This window comes from Edaphobacter modestus (assembly GCF_004217555.1).
GTDB lineage: Bacteria > Acidobacteriota > Terriglobia > Terriglobales > Acidobacteriaceae > Edaphobacter > Edaphobacter modestus.
Window position 1 is genome coordinate 1,361,966 of record NZ_SHKW01000001.1, and the last position, 20,381, is coordinate 1,382,346.

Annotated in this window: 22 protein-coding genes; 15 read left to right on the forward strand and 7 right to left on the reverse strand. The window is 58.8% G+C overall.

Going from position 1 to position 20,381, the window contains the following annotated elements; translation table 11 throughout:
• The first annotated feature begins 56 nt into the window (after window positions 1-56).
• Window positions 57-824 carry a c-type cytochrome gene (locus tag BDD14_RS05705; protein WP_165419934.1) on the forward strand — a complete coding sequence of 256 codons (768 nt, stop codon included), beginning with the start codon at window positions 57-59 and terminating at the stop codon, window positions 822-824.
• Window positions 821-2,479, forward strand: a complete 1,659-nt coding sequence (locus BDD14_RS05710) for an acido-empty-quinoprotein group A (protein ID WP_207231692.1) — start codon at window positions 821-823, stop codon at window positions 2,477-2,479. Before BDD14_RS05705 ends, BDD14_RS05710 begins: the two co-directional genes overlap by 4 nt.
• Window positions 2,480-2,544: 65 nt before the next feature.
• Here BDD14_RS05710 and cax read toward each other — a convergent pair whose 3' ends face one another.
• A complete protein-coding gene (gene cax, locus BDD14_RS05715; RefSeq protein WP_130417964.1) occupies window positions 2,545-3,618 on the reverse strand; it encodes a calcium/proton exchanger in 1,074 nt (357 codons plus the stop codon).
• A gap of 201 nt (window positions 3,619-3,819) precedes the next feature.
• The gene (locus tag BDD14_RS05720) at window positions 3,820-4,596 is read right to left on the reverse strand and encodes an SDR family NAD(P)-dependent oxidoreductase (RefSeq protein WP_130417965.1); all 777 of its coding nucleotides are present in this window, start codon (window positions 4,594-4,596) and stop codon (window positions 3,820-3,822) included.
• Between the two features lie 188 nt (window positions 4,597-4,784).
• On the opposite strand from BDD14_RS05720, the gene BDD14_RS05725 reads away from it, so the two are divergent.
• The 4 genes from BDD14_RS05725 to BDD14_RS05740 all read left to right on the forward strand — a co-directional run bounded on the left by BDD14_RS05725 (window position 4,785) and on the right by BDD14_RS05740 (window position 6,908).
• The gene (locus BDD14_RS05725) at window positions 4,785-4,973 is read left to right on the forward strand and encodes a hypothetical protein (RefSeq protein WP_130417966.1); all 189 of its coding nucleotides are present in this window, start codon (window positions 4,785-4,787) and stop codon (window positions 4,971-4,973) included.
• Between the two features lie 47 nt (window positions 4,974-5,020).
• Window positions 5,021-5,395, forward strand: coding sequence for a hypothetical protein (locus tag BDD14_RS05730; protein ID WP_130417967.1), 375 nt, complete (start codon window positions 5,021-5,023; stop codon window positions 5,393-5,395).
• Between the two features lie 221 nt (window positions 5,396-5,616).
• Window positions 5,617-5,913, forward strand: coding sequence for a hypothetical protein (locus BDD14_RS05735; protein ID WP_130417968.1), 297 nt, complete (start codon window positions 5,617-5,619; stop codon window positions 5,911-5,913).
• 230 nt (window positions 5,914-6,143) lie between these two features.
• Window positions 6,144-6,908 (forward strand): CDP-diacylglycerol diphosphatase, encoded by a 765-nt coding sequence (locus tag BDD14_RS05740; protein WP_130417969.1) that lies wholly within the window; start codon window positions 6,144-6,146, stop codon window positions 6,906-6,908.
• On the opposite strand, the gene BDD14_RS05745 is transcribed toward BDD14_RS05740, so the two are convergent.
• Together BDD14_RS05745 and queF are read right to left on the reverse strand one after the other, a co-directional pair.
• Complete coding sequence (locus BDD14_RS05745) at window positions 6,905-7,705, reverse strand: hypothetical protein (protein WP_130417970.1); 801 nt, start codon at window positions 7,703-7,705, stop codon at window positions 6,905-6,907. The two genes, BDD14_RS05740 and BDD14_RS05745, sit on opposite strands and share 4 nt — an antisense overlap.
• Window positions 7,706-7,790: 85 nt before the next feature.
• Window positions 7,791-8,222 carry a preQ(1) synthase gene (gene queF, locus BDD14_RS05750; RefSeq protein ID WP_130417971.1) on the reverse strand — a complete coding sequence of 144 codons (432 nt, stop codon included), beginning with the start codon at window positions 8,220-8,222 and terminating at the stop codon, window positions 7,791-7,793.
• 81 nt (window positions 8,223-8,303) lie between these two features.
• Here queF and BDD14_RS05755 point away from each other — a divergent pair, with 81 nt between their 5' ends.
• The 6 genes from BDD14_RS05755 to coaA all read left to right on the forward strand — a co-directional run bounded on the left by BDD14_RS05755 (window position 8,304) and on the right by coaA (window position 14,444).
• On the forward strand, window positions 8,304-8,828 hold the full coding sequence (locus tag BDD14_RS05755; protein WP_130417972.1) for a cupin domain-containing protein: 525 nt from the start codon (window positions 8,304-8,306) through the stop codon (window positions 8,826-8,828).
• Window positions 8,829-9,035: 207 nt separating this feature from the next.
• A complete protein-coding gene (locus BDD14_RS05760) occupies window positions 9,036-10,313 on the forward strand; it encodes a Fe-S-containing protein (RefSeq protein WP_130417973.1) in 1,278 nt (425 codons plus the stop codon).
• A gap of 9 nt (window positions 10,314-10,322) precedes the next feature.
• The gene (locus tag BDD14_RS05765; RefSeq protein ID WP_130417974.1) at window positions 10,323-11,648 is read left to right on the forward strand and encodes an ABC transporter permease; all 1,326 of its coding nucleotides are present in this window, start codon (window positions 10,323-10,325) and stop codon (window positions 11,646-11,648) included.
• Complete coding sequence (locus tag BDD14_RS05770) at window positions 11,645-12,751, forward strand: ABC transporter permease (protein ID WP_130417975.1); 1,107 nt, start codon at window positions 11,645-11,647, stop codon at window positions 12,749-12,751. Before BDD14_RS05765 ends, BDD14_RS05770 begins: the two co-directional genes overlap by 4 nt.
• Entirely contained in the window at window positions 12,751-13,509 is a 759-nt protein-coding gene (locus BDD14_RS05775; protein WP_242617767.1) for an ABC transporter ATP-binding protein, read from the forward strand. The genes BDD14_RS05770 and BDD14_RS05775 overlap by 1 nt, the downstream gene beginning before the upstream one ends.
• Before the next feature lie 14 nt (window positions 13,510-13,523).
• Window positions 13,524-14,444 (forward strand): type I pantothenate kinase, encoded by a 921-nt coding sequence (gene coaA / locus BDD14_RS05780; RefSeq protein ID WP_130417977.1) that lies wholly within the window; start codon window positions 13,524-13,526, stop codon window positions 14,442-14,444.
• Window positions 14,445-14,668: 224 nt separating this feature from the next.
• Here the strand turns inward: coaA and BDD14_RS05785 are convergent, their stop codons facing one another.
• Window positions 14,669-15,529, reverse strand: coding sequence for an NAD(+)/NADH kinase (locus BDD14_RS05785; protein WP_130417978.1), 861 nt, complete (start codon window positions 15,527-15,529; stop codon window positions 14,669-14,671).
• A gap of 27 nt (window positions 15,530-15,556) precedes the next feature.
• A complete protein-coding gene (locus tag BDD14_RS05790; RefSeq protein WP_130417979.1) occupies window positions 15,557-16,321 on the reverse strand; it encodes a TlyA family RNA methyltransferase in 765 nt (254 codons plus the stop codon).
• Window positions 16,322-16,468: 147 nt separating this feature from the next.
• Between BDD14_RS05790 and BDD14_RS05795 the strand changes: the two genes are divergently transcribed.
• Window positions 16,469-17,014 (forward strand): sigma-70 family RNA polymerase sigma factor, encoded by a 546-nt coding sequence (locus tag BDD14_RS05795; protein WP_242617768.1) that lies wholly within the window; start codon window positions 16,469-16,471, stop codon window positions 17,012-17,014.
• A complete protein-coding gene (locus BDD14_RS05800; RefSeq protein WP_130417980.1) occupies window positions 17,011-17,946 on the forward strand; it encodes an anti-sigma factor in 936 nt (311 codons plus the stop codon). Before BDD14_RS05795 ends, BDD14_RS05800 begins: the two co-directional genes overlap by 4 nt.
• A gap of 125 nt (window positions 17,947-18,071) precedes the next feature.
• Here BDD14_RS05800 and BDD14_RS05805 read toward each other — a convergent pair whose 3' ends face one another.
• The gene (locus BDD14_RS05805) at window positions 18,072-19,433 is read right to left on the reverse strand and encodes a YncE family protein (protein WP_242617769.1); all 1,362 of its coding nucleotides are present in this window, start codon (window positions 19,431-19,433) and stop codon (window positions 18,072-18,074) included.
• Between the two features lie 75 nt (window positions 19,434-19,508).
• On the opposite strand from BDD14_RS05805, the gene BDD14_RS05810 reads away from it, so the two are divergent.
• Window positions 19,509-20,360 carry a DUF92 domain-containing protein gene (locus BDD14_RS05810; protein ID WP_165419935.1) on the forward strand — a complete coding sequence of 284 codons (852 nt, stop codon included), beginning with the start codon at window positions 19,509-19,511 and terminating at the stop codon, window positions 20,358-20,360.
• The last annotated feature ends 21 nt before the right edge of the window (window positions 20,361-20,381 follow it).

The following is a 20,381-nucleotide window of genomic DNA, read 5'->3' on the forward strand; positions in this document are numbered from 1 at the left end:
CAGCGAGCCTCCTTTGCCTTTCGATGGCAATCGTTGGTGTCCTTCCTGGTCCGGTCATGGCACAACCCCAGGAACCGAATCTCCAGACTCCTCCACGGAAGTCCCCCACGCGCAATTCTCATGATTTTCTCGGCTTGGGCCGGGTTCCAGATGCGGAGGCCGCCAAACGCGGGGAGCCCCTCTACAAAGAAAATTGTGCGACGTGTCATGGTGCGGATGCTCGCGGGGCGCAGGCGCCTAACCTCGTCCGTTCGGTGTTTGTGCTGCACGACGAAAAGGGCGAGGGGATTGGGCAGGTGATCCGAAATGGGCGACCCCAGGGAGGCATGCCGGCGTTTCCGAATCTCAGCGATTCCCAGCAGTACGACATTGCGGAGTATCTCCATGAGCAGGTGGAGCTAGCCGCCAACCGCGGACTTTATAAACACAGCGACACCATGACGAGCGGAGATGCAGTCAAAGGCAAGACGCTCTTTGCGGAGAACTGCGCGGCCTGCCACTCGGTAACGGGCGATCTGGCGAAGATCGGGGCGAAGTATCCCCAGCCAGCGGCGATGCTGGCGCGCATGGCGTGGCCCGCGAACCCCGGGCCTCGACAAGCCACCGTCATTACTGCAGATGGAGTGAAGCAGAGTGGCACCCTCGTTCACTATGATGATTTCGAGACGACGCTGCGGACTGCCGAAGGATCCAGCCTCACCTGGCCGACGGATTCGGTCAAGGTAGAGATACCGGATAAACTTGCGGGACACCGCGCGTTACTGCCGAGGTATTCGGATGATGATCTCCATCACCTTACGCGATATCTTCTGACGTTAAAATGAACCGGCCCTATCTCCTCCATCTCGCCCTGTGCCTTGGCACATCTATCGCAATGTTTGTCTCCCCTGCCCTTACAGCGCAGAAGGTTGCCGAACCGCAGGGTCTTGCCCCAAACGCTCTCAAGCTGTTCGATCAGCCGGCAGATTCGTGGCCAACTTATAACGGTGACTACTCGGGGCGGCGCTTCAGTGAGATCTCTCAGATCAACCAGAAGAATATCGGCAGCCTGAAAACCAAGTGGACGTACAAGATTGCGGGGATCGCGCCGCTACGGGGGATTGGCAATCCGGTGATCAAATCCACGCCTCTGATGGTGAATGGCGTTCTTTACTTTACGATTCCCGACCATGTTTTCGCTGTGGATGCGCGGACCGGAAGGGAGAGATGGCGGTTTGATTTTGAGGATCATGGTGGACACCTGCTGGGACAGCGCGGCGTGGGAATGTACGGGAGATGGATCTACTTCCTGACGCCAGATGGGTGGTTTATCTCGCTGGACTCGGAGACGGGTAAGGAGAGGTGGCGCAGGAAGGTCGCCGATGAGAAGTTGCAGTATTTCACGACGATGTCGGCCGTGATCGTGAAGAATCACGTGTTGATCGGGGTAGGCGGAGATGCGATGGACGTGCGTGGCTTCCTGGAAGCGCGCGATCCAGAGACGGGTGAGATGCAGTGGCGGTGGTGGAGCGAACCCCTGAAGATGGGGGATCCTGGATCGGAGACCTGGCCGAACCAGCAGGCGATGGACCATGGCGGCGGTATGACGTGGTTGCCGGGGACGTATGATCCCGATCTGAACCTGATCTACTGGGGAACGGGCAACACAAACCCGGTGTTTGCCGGACAGGGACGGAAGGGAGCGAATCTCTATACTGACTCAATCGTTGCGCTGAATCCCGACACGGGCAAGCTTGTCTGGTACTTCCAGGCATCGCCGCACGATACGCACGACTGGGATAACGTGGAGACCCCCGTGCTGTTCGACATGGTAGTTGACGGCAAACCCAGAAAGCTGCTGGCGCAGGCCGCAAGGTGCGGATACTTTTTCGTTCTGGACCGCATAACCGGAAAGTACCTGGTGTCCAAGCCGTTCACGAAATCGGCGAACTGGTCCAAGGGAATCGACGAACGCGGCCAACCGATTCCAGACCCGGACAAAGAGCCGAAGGTAGACGGATCGATGGTTGATGTCCCGATCAATGGAGCTACGAACTGGCCTCCGCCCAGCTATAGCCCTCGCACAAAGCTTTTCTACGTCAATGCGAGTGAAGGGTACGGGGTAGCCTATCTCTATGACACTTCGCCGGAGCCCCAGGGTTATGCAGGCGGAGCCGGAGGCCACTTCGATCCAAATTCATCCCTGATTGCGCTTGACGTCACCAACGGCAATATCAAGTGGAAGCACATTCCAAAAGGCGAAGGAGCGGAAGGTGGCGGGATGTCCGGGGGCATTCTTACGACTGCGGGCGATTTGCTCTTTACCGGGGATTCGGACCGTCTCGCTGCCTTTGACCCCGCCAATGGAAAGATTCTGTGGTCGGAGAAGCTGGGCAGTCACCTGAGCAATGGCCCCTCGACATGGTCCCTGGATGACCAACAAAACATTATCGTGGGTGCGGGCGATACCCTGTATGCGTTTACCCTCGATGGGAAGTAACAGCCTGCAATAGGGCTGGAGGCAGGTTTCGCGGAGACCAGCGAGCCCTGACGTCTTTCGGTTGTTCAGTAAGAGCTCGCGGACTCCGGAAGAAAGTAGAAGACGATGGCCAGAATTACATAGACGGCCAGAAGCTGCGTGCCCTCAAGCCAGTTTGTCTCCCCGTCAGCGGCGACCTGGCCCGTGATGAGGACCGAGAGAAAGATTGCCAGCACTTCAGCAGGGGAAAAGGCAAGGTTCATCGGACTGGGACCGATGAAATGACTCAGGATGACAAGGAGCGGAGCAACCAGCAGTGCAATCTGCAGGCTGCTTCCGACGGCGATGCCGAAGGAGAGATCCATTTGATCCTTCATCGCTGCGAGGACGGCTGTGCTGTGCTCCGCTGCGTTTCCGATGATGGCTACGACGATGACCCCGACAAAAATCTCGGTCATGCCGAAGGCCTTTGCCGCCTGCTGCACAGATCCGACAAGAATCTCGCTGATCCAGGCGATAAAGGCTGTAGCCGTAGCCAGTATGAGCACCGCTTTTCCCAAACTCCACACTGCATGCTTCTCTTCGTTCGATTCCGTGGATTTCCCCTGAAAGAGGCGCTTGTGCGTATAAAGAGAAAAAACGAGGTGGGCGGCGTACGCAAGAAGCAGGACGACTGCGATATCGAGCCCCAAGGCATTCTCGGGAACAACACTGCTCGGCGCTTGAAGATGATGGAATGCTGCGGGGACGATGAGTCCGATTGCAGCGAGTGTCAGGAGAACGGCTTGCGCACTGGCTGCTGTGGAGTTGAAGCGCTGCGTCTTGTGACGAAAACCTCCGGCAACCACCGACACGCCAAACACCAACAGGATATTGCCGATGATGGAGCCTGTCAGTGAAGCTTTGACGACGTCGTAAAGCCCCTTCTGGAGGGCTGCGATTGCAATAATCAGCTCAGCCGCATTGCCGAACGTTGCGTTCAGTAGTCCACCAATTCCCTCACCCGCATGATGCGCCACCTGCTCGGTTGCCTGGCCGAGGATACCTGCGAGCGGCACGATGGAGAGGCACGCTGCAATGAAGATATAGGTATGGGCATCCGGCCTGAAGAATTCAAGCCCGATCGTTACCGGCACAAAGATCAGTAGCCATTTCAGCATATGCTGTATGCCAAAATAGACGGCCCCGGAGGCTTACGCAACCATTTCGTGATCGAGGAGGCCAAGGTAATGCGGAACCCGGTGCGTGCAGCATCTGCGTTCCGTGGGCCGAATTTGTAACCATAAACGGAGCGATCTAATTTTTTGCGATCTAAAGCAGGCCTGCGATGCGGCTCACCGCAATTGGCCTCTCTGTTGTGCTCATCGGTGGGCTAGGCGAAGAGATTGCCAGGAGCCATCGGCGGTCCAACCTCCATCGACAGCGAGGGTGTGGCCGTTGATGAAGCCGCTCTGAGCGGGATCTGCGAGAAAGAGGACGGCGCGGGCTATGTCGTCGGGGGTGGCGAAGCGGGCCATTGGGACGCGCCCGATGATGTCGTCATCGGTATAGGCGGAGTTGGCCTGGTCGAGGTGATCCATCTCGGTCTTGACCCAGCCGGGGCAGACGGCGTTGGCGCGGACATTGCGGGAACCCCACTCAGCGGCGAGGGTGCGAGTGAGTCCGATGAGGCCGTGCTTGGAGGCGTTGTAAGCGCTGCGGTCGGCGATTCCGGTGAGACCGGCGATGGAGGCGATGTTGACGATGCTTCCCTGCCCCTGCTGGAGCATGAGGCTACCGAAGCCTTTGGCAAGCAGGAATGGGGCGACGAGGTTGACCTCGAGCACGCGGCGGAAGGCATCGGCTTCGACTGCCTGGGCGGGGGCGATGAAGCTGATGCCAGCGTTGTTGACGAGGACGTCAGCGCGGCCCCAGCGCTGGCGGACGACGTTTACGCAATGGGTGACGAAGGCTTCGTCGGTGATGTCGCCGAGGAGCTCTTCGCGATCGGCTGCGGGCGCGACGGAGGCGCAGGACTGACGGTCGAGGAGAGCGACGGAGAAGCCAACTTCAGCAAGGAGTTCGGCGGTGCTACGGCCGATGCCTTGCGCGGCGCCGGTGATGATGGCGACTCTGGGGCTTTCGGGTTGGGAATGCATGAAAACAGTTTACGGTGTGGGGCGAATGAGATTGTTTGACGTGCGCAGTGGTTCCGGGTCTTGCAAGGCAGGCGTCATGAATAAGGCGTATAGTCGTTATCAGAAGCAGCCTTTCTCGCCTCCAGCCATCAAGGCTTCGCTCCAGACGAGTGTCTTTCAAGCACACAACCGTACTCTGGAGTTCCCCCATGAGCTTTCTCAGAAATTCTGATGTAAAGAAGCATCTTGCCCGTACTGTGCCGCCCCTTGTCTCTCATCCGGTTGAGAATCCACTTGTTCCGGATAAGGATCAGAGCTCATTGCCCGCGGTGAAGATTGAACCCGGCATCGAACTTCCGGCGCCGACAGACGTTCCCTCAAAAGCTGATGTGCTGTGAGTTCGCCGACGGTTTTTCTTCGCAAGCGATGCACTCTGCCTGAGGGAATGTCGTTAGAACTCACCAACGTGGATCAAGCCTGGAACTCCGTAGCGATCTCGGGCTGGGACTTGAGCACCGGGATTGAATCGCACGGCTGGCACTGCATGTGGCTCGCTGCGGCATTCTCGAGGGTCTCTCTTGGACGCACGGCGGAGGCAGCGACCGCGAAGGTGGTTAAGGCGGGACTCGATGCGCTTTCGACATCGTTCAATGCCGCCGAGATCGATTCCCTTCGCGTGGCCAGTTATCGAGGTTTCAGCGTTGCCAGGGTGACGCTCCATGCCCGGCACATCCAGCGCGGCGCATCGCTGTCTCCATGGACCGTTCGTCGAAAGGAACTAGATGACGACCAAACGATTTCAACGGAACTGGCCCGGTAAGGTATCGCGCATTCTGTGGGCGAAGCCAGAGTGCCCTGTGTGTACCTCGATTGAGTTTCGGAGATCACCGCCACGATCTGTGGATGGGATGCTGCGGTTGATAAATCTTGTTCCGTTGCAATGCACCAACTGCTGGCGATTTTTTTACTGGATGCGCGATGACAAGATCTTCACATCGCAGGCCGAGCGGAGCGAGTGGCTGAACTGAAAGGAAGTGACCGGTGCCGCTAAACTACAGCATTCTGCAACAGACGACGGAACAGTTGAAGGAGACTGAGAACTCGCCCTCGGTGAGCATGTGGCCTTACCTGGTGAACTCGGCTCAGACACAGTTGATCAATCGGATCAGTATCTATGCAGAGCCGGGCCAGAGCGTAGAGCGGGCACGTGTGCTGTATATGAACGCACCCGCACTTGAGGTGTGGAAGAAGATGGACAGGGCAACCGAAGCGGTGGGTGAGGTTCATCGACCACCAAAGTCGGCGCTTTTGCTTTTTGGCATGCCGTTCAGCGAATAGCGAGACTCGATGTCCCGTGCCTATCGCGCGAAGCGGAGGCAAGAGAGAACTTCTTCTGTTGCGAATCCTTTTTCGCGGCCTTGCCGGGCATCTGCCTGGTGCGGCGATACGGGCTTCGAAGGAGAGACATGAAGGCAGTTTACGGTGAGAGTTGTGGTGACAAGCGGGACGGTTTCTGAAAGAGTTTGGTCGAAGCAAAACTCAAAAGCACGGGATTTTAAATTCTGACAATGAACGTGACGAAGCTTCCAAGCTGGCGTGTTTGCCTGTTGGCCGTGATGGCGACACCCCCTCTTTCCCTGCATGCTCAGACAGCAGCAAAGCTGGAGACTTCGAAACAGCCAGCAGCGTGCGTACTCCCCAAGGGGCGCGATGTGTTGTTGAAGCTCATGCAGTGTTGCACGCGAGATCTGGCGAGCGATCGGGACTGCAGAGAGTATGACCCGGTCAACAAGTACGTGATCATCAAGGACAATGCTCCCAGTAAGCCTGCAGCTTTCTTGCTGATTCCGTCGGAGAAGGTTAGGGGAATCGACGACAAGCGAATCTTCAAGACTCCCTACCTGAATCTATGGGCAAATGCGTGGGACCAGTCGGAGAGGTATCCGGGATGGGGAGATCACAGGATTGGGATGGCGATCAACTCGGCACATGCGCGAACGCAGGACCAGCTGCATGTTCATATCTCGTGCATTGATGCGAAGGTGGCGGAGATTCTCGATAGACATGAGAAGAACGCGAAGCCGCATACGGTTCAGCTGCCTCCCGCGAACAATACATACAACGTAACCACGGTGAACGACCTTACGGATGGCCAGAGCCCGTTTCAGATTGCGCGGCAGATTCCGGACATGGGAAAGATGGCCGACAAGAGTGTGGCGGTGGTGAAGTCGAAAGAGCCGGGAAGGTATTACGTGCTGACGACTGCCTATAAGGATAGCAAGGGTGGAGCGGCGGAGGAGCTGCTGGATCAGAGATGTGGGGTGAATCCCTAATTCACGCCGGGGTACGTATCCTTGACCTGGTATCCATCGGGGACCTGAAAGATGGAAGGATCAGGTTCGACACGATCGATGTTTGTCACCTCGGTTGTGCGCAGTCCCTGACGAGGATCGTCATCGGAGTTGAGCATGATGATCTTCAGGTCAGGCGATGTCCATGTCTCGCGGACCTCGACGATGGGCCGGTCATTTCCGAAGAAGCCGATGGGATAGGTGATCGTGAGCCGCACTCCTTCGGCGTAGACGCCGGCCATGGTTTTGCTGCCTAATTTCTCCATTGTTTGTGCCGGGTGGGAGGAATTTGCGGCGGAGGGCGTGCCCTGCGGTGACGGAGTGGAGCCCAAGATTGGGGACACAGTCGTCAGGCTTAAAGCCGCGAAAGCGGAGCCATTCTGCGTCATGACTTCGTTGTTTGGTAGATGTCCGCCCGGCACGGCAGCCTTGGCTACCGGAACAGACATATGAAACCGGACGGCATTTTTTGCGTTACTCGTCCAATGTGTCGTGGTGTGGGCTACTGGGTCCATGATGGAAATCAAAGTCACGCCATCGCCTTCCTTGAACGTCTTGGTCGGCCGCTTCTGCATGGTTCGACCCTGAGAATCGCGGGCTTCGACGAGGTTTGATACCTGAGTCATCGTGGTTCCGTCGGCAAGCTTTTGAACGAGGGTCTCTGTCTTGGTCGCAGTGTAAGGCTCGGTTGACCAGCCGATGGTCTGGCTGTTGGCGACGACGGAGGAGGCGAGTAGGAGGAAAGACAGCGCAGCAGGAACGATCCGGGCAATCAACATACCTCTCCTTAGGGAAGGAGTGACGATGCGATGAAGACGGCCCAGATAGTTTGCTTTATTTGCAACGCAGATTCAATGGGTCGATTTAGCCGCGCGGGCCTTTGGAGTCTTTGGGACGCGGGTAGAACACTTCTACGATGGTGGAGATGCCGCCGCGGGGACGGAAGTCGCCGACCACCTTGGCCCAGATGGGGTTGGTGGCTTTGATGACGTCGTCAAGGACCTGGTTGACGATGTTCTCCTGAAAGATGCCCAGGTTGCGGTAGGTGAAGAGATATTCCTTGAGCGATTTCAGTTCCATGCACTTTTCACGGGGCATGTAGCGGATGGTGAGGCGTCCGAAGTCGGGCAGGCCGGTCTTGGGGCAGACGCTGGTGAATTCCGGGTCGTCGATAAGGATCTCGTAGGCCTTGAACTGATTGGGCCAGGTTTCAATCTCGGGGAATTTGGTATCGAGGCCGGCTGCCGCGTGGTCGTCGGTATAGCCGGTGGTCTTTGTCTTCTGCTTCTTGCTCATAGATCTATTTTATCGGGGTTACGGCATACGGCGCCGCTGCGCATGGGGGCGTCCAAATGGAGTGTGCAAAGGAGGATGCGAATGGCTGAGCGGTTGAACAGGACAATTCCAGCAGACGAAGCCGGACGGAAGCTGGTGACTAAGAAGGCCGAGGAGCCGCCACACATTGGCGTGGTGGGAGATACCTATACGATTCTGCTGCGAGGCGAGGATACGGCGGGACGTTACTGTCTGATCGATATGCATGTCCCCCCGGGCGGTGGGCCGCCTCCGCACAGGCACGACTTCGAGGAGACGTTCACAGTGGTGGAGGGCGAGGTTGAGGTGAGCTTTCGCGGCGAGAAGGTGGTGGCTCGTGTGGGCGAGACGGTGCATATCCCGGCGAACGCTCCCCACCAGTTTCATAATTCGTCAGAGAAGGCGGCGCGGCTGTTTTGCATCTGTGCGCCTGCTGGACAGGAGAGGTTCTTTGAGGATGTCGGGGTGCGGGTAGGTTCACGGACGGATGCCCCGCCGAAGATGGACGCTGAAGCCCAGGAGGAGTTCAAGAAGAATGCGGTGAAATTGGCTCCCAAATACAAGACTGAGCTGCTCAAGGAGGCTTGACCGCGCCTCTCTCAGTGAGGCTGCGGTTAGATAGGCGACCGTTAACCCCTTTTTTTACTCAAAGAGCCCGTAGATGATTGACGACCAATTTGGTCCTCATTAGACTGGAAGGTGAGCTGAGCGAGTCAATTATGCTGCTCACGCAGATGGTCAGGGTTCGCATCCGTATGCTTCGCGGTGGGCCCTTTTGAGGGAGAGAACCACCAAATGTTGCAGGCATTTATCATCACCCTCCGCGAAGGAGTGGAAGCTTCGCTGATCGTCGGGATCGTCTTCGCTTACCTGACCAAGATAGGCCGGTCGGAGCTGAAACGGACGGTCTTCTGGGCGCTGGGGGCGGCGATAGCCGCGAGCGTCGGCGGAGCCCTGGTGCTGGCGCGAACCCAGCTCAACAGCGATATCTTCGAGGGCTGGGTGATGCTGGCCGCCGCCTTCTTTGTGATCAGCATGATCTGGTTCATGCACAAAGCGGCACGGTCGATGAAGGGCGATATCGAACAAAAGATCTCCCGGTACACGACGGAGAGCGCGGGCGTCTCGAAGATCGGACTCTTCTTTTTCGTCTTTCTGCTGGTGGTTCGCGAGGGCGTGGAGACGGTTCTGATTCTGTCGGCAGTCACGCTGAATTCAACTGAGCTTTTGAGCTTTACGGGAACGCTTCTTGGCATTGCGGTCGCAGTTGTCTTTGGCGTGCTATTTATTCGCGGAAGCGTAAAGATCAACCTTCAGCGCTTCTTCCGCGTGACAACGGTGATTCTTTACTTCGTCGCGTTTCAGCTGATCGTCAGCGGCCTGCATGAGCTGAGCGAGAACGGTGTGCTGCCATCGAGCCAGGCCGAGATGCGCCTGATTGGGCCAATCGTTCGCAACGATCTTTTCTTTTTTGTGACGATGCTCGCGCTGGCGGGATTGATGATCCTGATGGAATATCGCCGGAGGGCGCCGGTTGCGCTTGCGGCAAATGCGACCGCGGCGGACAAGCGTCGTTTCGAGTGGAGCCAGCGCCGCGAGAAGATGTGGATGAACGCAGTGGTCGTGACGAGTTTTGTCTTCATCTTCCTGTCGACGGCCGAGTTTATCTACGCGAAGAGCTCGACAACCCTCTCCCCGACTGCTGCCGTCACACTGGTGGGAAGCCAGGTTACGGTTCCCGCGGCGGACATCAACGACGACCAGCTTCATCGGTATGGTGTGAACGTAGACGACGGCAAGGGTGGAAACGTGCAGATCCGGTTCCTGCTGTTCAAGAAGCCGGATGGAAATATCGTGTCGGTGGGTGATGCGTGCCGGATCTGCGGCCCGGTTGGCTTTTATATGGGAAGCCAGGGGATTACGTGCAAGATGTGTGCATCCCCGCTGAATGCAGCTTCGATGGGGCAAGAGGGTGGCTGCAATCCCATTCCACTTAAGAGCAGCGTTGCGGGCGGACAGGTGGTGATTCAGGCGGCGGACCTGAAGACACTGGTTCCGGTCTTTGAGCGCTAGAGGAGAACGATGTTCCTTCGGCTTCTTACGGAGAGCTTCCGGCGACAGAGACGGCGAAAGGCACTGGCCGGACTGGCGATTCTGCTGGGCACGACGGCGGTAACAGCGATGCTGGCGCTGGCGACGACCATCGGCGACCGCATCCATAAGGAGCTGGCTGCTTATGGGGCGAACATCACGGTGTATCCAGCGGCCGACCAACTTGAGGTGAAGGTGGGCGGGGTGGATGTGAAGCCGGTTTCGGGCGGAGCTTATCTGCACGAGAGCGACCTTGCGAAGCTGCGAGCAATCTTCTGGGCGAACAATATTACTGGCGTGAGCCCTGAACTTCCGCTGCAGGTGCTGGTCAAGACAGGGACCGGCACCGACGTCGATGCGACGGCAACGGGCCTGTGGTTTGATCATGCGCTGAGCAAGGGTGGCACCGCGCTGAAGACGGGGGCAGTTGCGCTGCATCCCTGGTGGAAGGTTCAAGGGGCGTGGCCCCGCGAGCAGGCGACGAACACAGAGAGCGCTGAGGCTGCGATTGGAGCGGCCCTGGCGGGACGCCTGAACGTCAAGGCTGGAGATGTGATCCAGGTGGAGGGTCATCCTGGCGATGCTTCGCGGGCGCTGACGCTGCATCTGACGGGAGTGGTTTCGACCGGAGACAACTCAGAGAATCAACTGTTGCTGCCGTTGGATGCCGCCCAACAGATTGCCGGTACGCCTGACGCCGTACGCCGCGTCGAGGTAAGCGCGCGCACCAAGCCTGAGGACGCTTTCGCACGGAAGGACCCTGATTCCCTTTCACCGAAGCAGCGTGAGATCTGGTATTGCAGGCCGTATGCGAACTCGATCGCGTATCAGATTCGTGAGGCGATCCCTGGCGCGCGCGCGGAGCAAGTGCGGCGAGTGGAGCAGAGCGAAGGCACGGTGCTGAAGCGCATCAGCGGGCTGATGTGGCTGATCAGCGCGGCTGCCCTGCTGGCCGCGGGCTTCGCTGTGAGTGCGGCGATGGCGACGGCGATTCTGGAACGGCAGGCGGAGATCGGCCTGATGCGCTCGCTGGGTGCGAGCAAGTCTACAGTCGCAATGCTGTTTTACGCGGAGGCAGGGCTGCTTGCCGTCTTCGCGGGAGGGCTGGGATATCTGGCTGGATCGGGCCTCGCGGGGTGGCTGGGGGCGCGGATCTTTGCCGGGGATGGACCGGTTGCGCTCAGCTCGTTGCTGATCCCTGTGCTCTTCCCTGTCGTTGTAACTCTTGCGCTGGTGGTTGCGGTTGCGGGCAGCACGCCCGCCATACGGCGTGCGTTGACGACCGATCCTTCCGCCATCTTGAGAGCGAACGCATGAGCCGGCTGAGCATGAGCGCAATTCTGCGGCGCTCGCTGGTGCATCGGCGGGCACGTAGCTTCTCAGCCTTAGTTGCGCTGACCGTGTCGGCGGCCGTGGCGACGGCTTTGCTTACGCTGTACGCCGATCTCGACTCCAAGCTGCATCGCGAGTTTCGCAGCTTTGGTGCAAATATCGTTGTCACAGCTGGCGACAGCGGTAAGGGGCTTGCTGGCGATGCGCTGCAACGGGTTCGCACAGCAGCAGGAGCGGACGCACAGGCTGCGGAGTTCGGATATGCGGTGGCGACGACGGATCGCGGAACGCCAGTCGTTGTGGCGGGTACGGACTTTTCCGCGGTGCGAAAGCTCAATTCGTGGTGGAAGGTGGATGCGTGGCCTTCGTCCGTTGATCCGAACACAGCGTTGCTGGGGCAGCGTGCAGCGGAGTTTGTCGGTGATGAGCGGAATGTCCAGCTCACCTTTGCGGATCGCCCCATCACGCTGCACGGAGCAGGCAGGCTGTACACGGGCGGGGACGAAGACAGCCGCATCTACATGCCAATCGCCGTATTCACGACGTGGACCGGAGTGCAGTCTAACGTGATCGAGGTTCAGATTCCGGGAGGCGCAGCCCAGGTGGAGGCAGCGATTGCGAGGCTGCGGCAGACGATGCCGGGGGTTAAGGTCGAACCCGTGCGTCAGCTTGTGGAAGGCGAGAGCAGGATCGTGGACAAGACGCATGCGCTGATGTACGGCGCGGTTCTGCTGATTGCACTGACGGTTGCGGTAAGTGTGCTGGCGACGCTTTCGGCCAGCGTGTTGGAGCGGAGGCGCGATTTTGCGCTGATGAAGGCCCTGGGCGGGTCGCAGTCGACGTTGATGGCGATGTTTCTTCTGGAGGCGCTGGTGCTGGCGCTGGGAGGCGTAGCGGCGGGATTTGTAATTGGCTCGGCGGCGGCGTGGACGATCAGCCAGTTGAACTTTCATACGGCTACGCTGCCGCGTTTGGGCGTGGTTCCCCTGGTTTTGTTGCTGAATGTGCTGATCGCGACGTTTGCGGCATTGTTTCCTGTGCGAGTGCTGCGGAGGCTGGAACCGGCGGCGCTGCTGAAGGGCGAGTGATGGAAGTGGTACAAAAGAGTTCTGTGATGGAGAATCCGATCAATCTGGAAACGCGGCCCGACTGTGCGGTGATTGCGCTGAGCAGAGTGACGCGGGAGTATGCCGGGCACGCAGGTACGGTTCGTGCACTCGATCACGCCTCTTTTTCGATTGTGGCCGGTGAATGGGTTGCGATTACGGGACCTTCAGGTTCAGGCAAGAGCACGCTGGTGAACCTGATCGGATGTCTCGACCGACCGACCGAAGGCGAGCTACGAATCGACGGGGTGGACGTGGCGACGATGTCGGCGACGGACCTGGACCGGTTTCGCGCGGACAAGATCGGCTTTATCTTCCAGCAGTTTCACCTGATTCCTTATCTTTCGGCGCTGGAAAACGTGATGCTGGCGCAGTATTTCCACTCAATGACCGATGAGAAGGAGGCCCGGGCGGCGCTGGAGCGCGTGGGCCTGGGTCATCGCTCCGAGCATCTGCCGAGTGAGCTTTCGGGCGGCGAGCAGCAGCGGGTATGCATTGCGCGGGCGCTGATCAACAATCCTCCAATCCTGCTGGCGGACGAGCCGACTGGAAATCTGGATGCGGCGAATCAGAAGATCGTTGCGGAGCTTTTGCAGGACTTGCATGCCCATGGCCATACAATTGTGATGGTTACGCACGACCCCGAGATGGCGGCTCTGGCCCAGAGGAAGATTGCGCTGAGTCATGGCAAGGTGTTCTGTCACCCGGTTGGCGGGCCGATGATCTCCCTGCGGAAGTAAGAATCTCTCCTCTCATGACCTTATCCAGCCCGTTTCAACGCTTCAGCAGACGAGAGTGGGCTGCCCTCAGTGCAGACACACCGCTCCCTCTTACAGACGAGGATATTGCTGCACTGAGGGGCCTGTGCGACCAGTTGTCGTTGACCGAAGTTGCAAAGATGTATCTTCCTCTGTCGCGGATGTTGAAGCTTCGGTTCGAAGCCGGGCACGAGCTTGTTCTCGCGCAGAATGCGTTTCTGGGCAGGGAGAATGATCGCTCTCCGTTTGTGATTGCGATCAGCGGGAGTGTGGCGGTGGGCAAGAGCACCTTCGCCCGCACGTTGCAGGCTCTGCTGACACGGTGGCCGAGCCAACCTAATGTTTCGTTGATCACGACGGACGGTTTTCTTTATCCCAACGCGGTGCTCGAGGAGAGGAGCCTGATGCGGCGAAAGGGCTTTCCGGAGAGCTACGACCTTCCGCGGCTGCTGAGTTTCTTACATGCGGTGAAGGCAGGCGAGGGGGAGATTGCGGCTCCGGTATATTCGCACCTGAGCTATGACGTGATTCCGGACAGGCAGCAGGTGATACGACAGCCGGATATCCTGATCTTCGAGGGCCTGAACGTGTTGCAGGCACCGCACGGAGCCTCGGTGATCGCCTCGGACTATTTTGACTTCTCGATCTTTCTTGACGCGGACAAGGAGGACCTGGAGAAGTGGTACGTGGAACGGTTTCTGGCGCTGCAACGGACGGCGTTTCAGAATCCTTCATCGTACTTCTATCGCTATCGCACGCTGGAAAAAGCCGAGGCGGTCGAGACGGCGCAGAGAATCTGGCGTGAGATCAACCTGCCAAACCTGATGGAAAATATTCAACCGACGCGACAGCGCGCGGATTTGATCCTGCAGAAGGGTTCGGATCATCAGATCGAGTCGGTGTCGCTGCGACGGTAAGGCGGATGGGTTACCACGATGTGTGTGGAGGGCGACAGGCGAGATGGGCGACGCGCGAAACGTAGGTCCTTCGACTCCGCCTCTCGCGGCGAGCCTGCGAGAGGCTTCGTTCAGGATGACAGGTGTTACTAAGGCTGACATCTATCCGCGTAGGCGACGCCCTTTTACGCGGATAGACATTTCTGCTGAAAATGACGCGCTTAATCGGGCTGGAAGGGACTCCGTCAGCGCTCTCCCCACTTCAATTTGTTGCGCAGTACGCTGAAGAGGCCGTTGCGGCGGGGGCGGAGTAGGCGGACGCTGTGCTGTGAGCGGCGACAGTGGACTTCGTCCCCAAGCTGGAGTTCTACAGCCTCTTGGCCGTCGACGGTGAGGTAGGTGAGGTTCGGTACGCCTTCGACTCGAATGTTGACCTCTGCGTCTCCTGGAACCACGATGGGGCGGATGGTGAGCAGGTGAGGACAGATAGGGGTGACAACGAGCGCATTGACCGAAGGCATCACGATGGGGCCGGCGGCGGCGAGGTTGTAAGCGGTGGATCCGGTAGGGGTGCAGATGATGACACCATCGGCGCGCATGGTTGCGACAAACTGTTTGTCGATCTCGACGGTGAACTCCGACATGCGGGCGATGGCTCCCTTGGAGACCACGATGTCGTTGAGGGCGTCCCAGTGTTTCAGGACCTTGCCGTCGCGAAGGAGTTCGGTGTACATCATGTCGCGGACCTCGACACTGGCGCAGTTGTCACACCAGGCCTCGAGGGATGTGTAAAGCTCCGAGAGGGGGATCTCGGTGAGAAAGCCGAGGGAGCCAAGATTGACGCCGAGGATGGGAGTGGGCGAGTGCGCGAAGGCCCGGGCGGCCGCGAGAAGAGTACCGTCGCCTCCGAGGACGATGACGAGGTGGGGGTGCTCCTGGGGCATCTCCTCACGCGGAGTGGAAGCGACGGCGTCGCCGAGGTAAGCCGCGCTATGTGGGTCGAACAGGGGGATATATCCGTGCGACTCCAGCCAGGCGACGAGCTCACGCAGGATGGAAGCGAGCTCGGGCTTCTGCGGCTTGGAGATAATGGCTGCCTTGAACATTAGTGTTAGTGTACCGGCTCGTCATTTTCAGAGTTTGGTGAAGGTGGCGTGGAGGAGATATTCGTGATTTCCCTCCATGCCCTGGATTGGGGAGTCGATGACGTCGAGGTGCACGCCTCCGAGTTCGGCGACGGCGTCGCTGACGCGCTCGATGGCCTGGCGGCGGGCTTCAGGATCGCGCACGATGCCGCCCTTTCCGACATTATGACGGCCGGCTTCAAACTGGGGCTTGATCAACACTACGGCGGTTCCCTGCCACTCGCTTCCCTCTGGGCTCAGGGCGCCCAGGACGGCGGGTAGGACGAGCGTGGCCGAGATGAAGGAGACGTCCATGGCGAGAAAGGCGGGCGTGGGCAGTCCGGTGACGAGCAGTTCGCCGGGAGAGAGCTTGCGGGCGTTCGTGCGCTCGCGCAGGGTTACCCGCGGATCGACACGCAGCTTCTGGGCGATCTGTCCGTAGCCGGTGTCGACGGCAAGGACCGAGGCTGCACCGGCCTGAAGCATGCAGTCGGTGAATCCTCCGGTGGAGGCACCGATATCGACGGTGTGGAGGCCGGCGAGGGAGATACTCCAGTAAGTTAGGGCATGTTCGAGCTTGAGGCCTCCGCGGCTGACATACTTCAGATCGGAGCCGAGAAGGCGTATGACGGCATCGGCGGGGACACTGAGGCCGGGCTTGTCCACCTTCTGTTCGTTGACCAGGACACGTCCGGCGAGGATGAGGGCCTGTGCCCGTTCCCGCGAAGCAGCATGGCCCTGGTCGACAAGTAATTTATCCAGCCGATTCTTCATAGAGGAGTAGTTCCAAAGTGGCACACTGGCCGCTATTCATTAAGGTACATTGTGATTCCACCTAAGTTAGAGTGACTAGGACAGGTGAAATAGAAGTCCACTCCCCAGCATGAGAACAGGTGCGTTTTGACCGCTAGAGTGATGGAGATGCCCCATATTGCGCGGGAGCTGCGCGACGATGCAACCCTGCTGACCTTGATCCGGCGCGGAGATGAGACGGCGATGGCCGCGCTCTACGATCGGTACGCGATCGTGGTTTATTCCGTGCTGCTTCGCGTGCTGCATCACTCCTCATCCGCCGAGGAGATTCTCGAGGAGATGTTTGTTGAGATATGGCGCAGGCCGGAGGAGTATCTAGGCGTTCGCGGAGGCCTGGGAGCGTGGCTCGCCGTCATGGCGCGAAACAAGGCCATCGCGGCGCTCAGGCGCAGGAGCGTCGGTGAGATGGTGGCGGATATTTCGTTGGCTTCGACGTACGACCTTTCGAACGAAGCAGAACGGTCGACGCTGGCGGAGAGGACACGGGCGGAGGTCGCCAAGCTTTCCGCAGAACAGCGAAGAATCTTCGCGATGGCGTTCTTTGACGGCCTCTCTCATACCGAGATCGCAGAGATCACTGGCGAGGCTGCGTCGATCGTGAAGTTAAGGATTCGCGATGCTCTGCTCTCCCTGAGGAGGGGAACGTTGGGATGAGTGCGGTAGCCCATTACGAAGACATCGACCTGGCTCTATTCGCCATGCACCTTCTGGACGGAGAGGGGCATCGAGCCGTAGCGGATCACGTGAGCGGCTGTGCCTTCTGCAGGCAGGAGCTGGCTCGCCTCCAGGGCGATCTGGCTGCCTGTGCGTATGGAATCGAGATGCACTCCCCTGGCGGCGCGGTCCGGGAACGGATACTGCACCGGATAGCGCGGGAGAAGAAGGCGCCTCCGGTGGAGGCGGTCGAGCCCCCCCTCCGGACGAAAGCAGTTACACCGACGGAGGAGCTCAACGAACCCAAGCTTGAATTCAGGACGCGCAATGGGAGCCATGCGACAGTGGCTCGCCGTGGACGCGACGCCGAAGCAGAGGTTCGAACCCATCGGAGATCTGACGGCCACCTGTTGAAGGACATATTTTTGTGGCTTGGATGGGCCGTAGCTGCAGGGATGGCCGTAGTTGGCACGAGGATGTATCACGAGCGAGAAAGCTACAAGGCACGGCTAGCTGCGCAAACCGGTGAAGTAGAGCAGATGAGAGACGACTCGGCAGGCTCGAGACGTCTGCTGGAGACAATTACCGACACCTCCTCACAGCAGGTACTTTTGTCGGGAGCCGCGGAAGAGACAGGGAAATCCGCTCCTGAAGGTCGGGTTATCTATCTGGCGAGTAAGGGCGCCCTGATCCTGTTGGCGAACAACCTGGCTGCACTCGAGCCAGAAAGGGTTTATGAGCTGTGGCTGATTCCTGCGGACGGCCGAGATCCGATTCCCGCGGGAACATTCCACCCGGATGAGAAGGGGAATGGCAGCGTGGTTCTTCCTCCGCTGCCAAGGGCGGTGCAAGCGAAGGCGTTTGGAGTGACCGTGGAAGAGGGGAATGGGACCCAGTCGCCGACGATGCCAATTGTGCTGGCGGGAGGCTAGCGCAGGCTCTGCCAGCAGCCTTTACAAAAAGGCTGGGATCTTGTGCAGGTCAGCTCGCATGCATCGCTTTATACGAAGAAAAGCGGCCTCGCACCTGAAAAGCGAGCCGCCTGACTGGGGAGCGTTTAGGGAAGCTGCGCCCGGACCATGATTCCCTTACCCTGCAGAGGGACCGTCGTCTCCACGATATCGGTATCGGTTCGGATGATGGTCATCTGGTCGGATTCGGGCGAAGTCACGTAGACCTTGCCGGTCGGCGTGCCGTTGATAAGGGCGAGAAAGGTGGGATGAGGTGTGGCCGGAACCGGTATGGTTGCAGTGACCGTGTTGCTGGTCAGATTGACGACAGAAACGGTGCTGTCAGCCTTGTTGATCACATACGCGCGAGATCCGTCCTGAAGGACAGCCACCATCTGAGGATCGACTCCGACCGGCACTGTCGCAAGAACCTGACCGAAACCGTTGGCATCGATGGGGTTATTCGGATCGCAGTTTGGGTTTCCAGGGAGCGCTGCCGTCGAGCAGAGAGGGATATTAATAATGCTTACGGATCCCTTAGAGGTTCCGTCGCCTTCGTTGGCGACAACAAGTTCGTTCCGGGTGGGGGCGAGGTCGGCCCATAGGGGAGAATTCCCTACGGGAATAGGATTGACGGCTGGGGTGGGGACCACATCGAGCTGGTTGGTCTGGGCGTTGATGACCGTGACGGTATTATCTCCGTGGTTCATGATGAAGGCGCGCCTGCCGTCGGAGGTCATGACGCCATAGACCGGGTTTATGCCAACGTCGATCTTGGTGGAGATGGTGCTGCTTGCAATTTCGATAGCAGCGACCTCACCTCGTGCGCCCGGGGTATTGTTCTGGCTGACGACATAGGCGCGGGGCGAACCGGAGTAGCCTGCGATCCATACCGGGGTGTAACCCGGGTCGATCGGAAATTCCTGATTCAGCGAAGGAGGCGGAGGTGTCTCCGTGAGCTGCGCTACGGCAGTACGCCCTGGTTCTGTGATGAAGAGGGAAGTCGTGTCCGAAAAGATGCTATTCGGCGTTGCATTGGCGAGAAGGGTCGTCTGGACCACGTCTCTCGTCTGCACCGTCGTGGAGATATCGAGGCTCGTCATCGTGCCATCTCCATTGAGCGTATATCCAGTCGTGCCGGCGGCATTGAGCATTAGAAAGTATGGCGACACACCGATACTTGCCGTGATCAGGACGGAGTCTCCGGAAAAGTCGACGATCGTGACCAGTCCCGGCAGGGTCGGCCCCGGGTTGGAGATCACAACGGCAAACCTCTGCGGCTGTGCGGCAGGTCCAACAGGATTGATGCTGGTGACTACGGGGCGATAGGTGTTACCGCAACCCGCGATCGAGCCAAGCGACATCGCTGCGAGGGCAAAGGTAGAGATGGCCTGGATACGAGACCGCTTTGAGCGCCGGTCAATACGAACCCCAGTGATTCCTTCAGCTTCAATTCTTCCTAAATGCAAAACTGCTCCCGCGATGTTGCTGGTGTTGGCTATGCTCTACGTGAGATTGTAAATCACCATGGATCGAAAACCGGCATGAACCAGGAAATGCCTATATGGCGAAGAACGATCCCGGAATCGCGGGATAAGGCTCAATCCAAGATGCTGACCTGGGTCGTCGGTGTGCTTCTGATGTTCGGAGCTTTCGCTCCTCTCATCGCGGCGGCGAAGTTGTCCCTTCCTTTGTGGCCACTGGGCAGACCCTTTTTATTCAGCGCCGCGTTTGCGGCTCTGGTGCTCGCTTTGCGCGCCGCCACTCCTGCAGCCTCGGCGATCGGATTTCTTATTTGTTTCATCCTCGCGCAGGCGCCTGCGGAATGGTCGCGCTACACTCCTGGCGCGGTCGCACGCCCGTTGTGGCCGGCCCTCCTAGTAGTTTTTATTCTCACCTTTGCGGCGACGAGATACGGTCGAGCGAGGAAGGAAAGCCGGGGGCTCTCCGAGTCGCGACGAGGCCGGCGCGCCTCACAGATTGTGGCGAACCTGGGAGTTGCAGGCTTGTTTGCCGCGGCTGGCCATTATGAAGGCTGCATTGTCGCGCTTGCAGAAGCGGCTGCCGATACTGTCTCGTCTGAGATTGGTCAGGCCACAGGCCATCCTGCCCGGCTGCTGACCACGGGAAAAGTGGTCGCTCCAGGTACAAACGGCGGCGTCACTCTGGCTGGCACCCTGGCAGGACTTGCTGCCGCCGCTATTGTGGTTGGGATTGGAACGATGCATCTGTTGTCCTGGCGTCCATTGGGGACGATGTGGATTGCGGCCGCAGCCGGTCTCTTCTTCGACAGCCTTCTGGGAGCAACGCTCGAACGTCGCGGATTGCTTGGAAACGACCTGGTGAACTTTGCCTCTACCCTTTTCGCTGCTTCGATCGCAAGCGTGCTTCGGTAAGCAGATGGAACGGCATCTGCA